Genomic DNA, 1226 nt, shown 5'->3' with positions numbered 1-1226 from the left:
CTGACCAGCAGCAACCGCTCCACCGCGTGCGCCACGATCAGATGCTCGGCCACCAACGCACCCAGGCCACCGGTACCACCAGTCACCAACACCGTTCCGGTCTCTGCATGTGACGGTAGGGTGAGCACGATCTTCCCGATGTGGCGGGCCTGACTGAAATAGCGGAACGCCTCGGGTGCGCGTCGGATGCTCCACGTGGATACCGGCGGCGCTGTCAACAGTCCCTTGTCGAACAGCTCAGCCAGTTCCGACAGAATTTCATGCATACGGTCCGCACCTGCGTCCAGCAGATCGAATGCCTGATAGTGGACGCCTGGATACTGTTGCGCGATTTCTCCTTGATCGCGTATGTCGGTTTTACCCATTTCCAGGAATTGCCCGCCCCCGACCATGAGCCGCAGCGAGGCATCGACGAATTCCCCGGCCAGCGAATCGAGCACCACGTTGACACCGCGGCCGTCGGTGCTCATCGAGAAGGCGTGCTCGAAATCCAGAGTGCGGGAACTAGCGATGTGGTCATCGTCGAACCCGGCTGCCCGCAACACAGACCATTTCGCAGGGCTGGCGGTCGCGAAGACTTCGGCGCCCCACAACCTGGCCAGTTGTGTTGCGGCATAGCCGACACCACCGGTCGCCGCGTGCACCAGAACCCGATCACCAGCACGCACACCGCCCAGATCGGCCAGACCGTAGTAGGCAGTGGCGAACGCCACCGGAATCCCAGCCGCCTGTGCGAACGACAAGGTTCGTGGAATGGGCACGAGCAGTCGGTGATCGGTCACTGCGACCGGTCCGATACCGCCGGAGAAGACTCCCATCACGGCGTCACCGGGCGCCAGCGCGGAAACACCCGCACCGACATCGAGCACCACACCGGAAGCTTCTCCACCGACCGGCATGTTCTCCCCCGGATACATGCCCAGGGTGATCAACACGTCGCGGAAGTTCAATCCCAAGGCCCGCACCGCAATCCGGACTTCACCGGCCGCGAGTGGACGGTCCCGGTCGACACCATCGACGATTCCCAGGCCCTCGATGGTGCCGCGTTCCCGCAAACCCAACGCCCATGCGGTCTCGGGCAGCGTCAACAGCCCATCGCTTGACAGTCGGGTCAGGCGTGGGATCCAGGTGTGTCCGGCGCGCAGGGCGATCTCGGGTTCGCCGGTATCGGCGGCAGCGGACAGTGTGGTGGCGGGGGTGTCGTGGTCGTCGGTGTCGATGAGCAC

1 protein-coding gene is annotated in these 1226 nt (G+C 64.0%); it reads right to left on the bottom strand.

Features of this window, described 5'->3' with window-relative positions; genetic code table 11:
- A partial coding sequence (locus tag ACFXHE_RS44150) for a zinc-binding dehydrogenase (protein ID WP_379391784.1) occupies positions 1 to 932 on the bottom strand: 932 nt, incomplete at its 3' end.
- Positions 933 to 1226: the final 294 nt, after the last annotated feature.

It is taken from the genome of Nocardia sp. NPDC059229 (assembly GCF_042754165.1).
Taxonomy (GTDB): domain Bacteria; phylum Actinomycetota; class Actinomycetes; order Mycobacteriales; family Mycobacteriaceae; genus Nocardia.
Note: the sequence above shows the minus strand (reverse complement) of the source record. Positions and strands in the feature narration are given on the sequence as shown.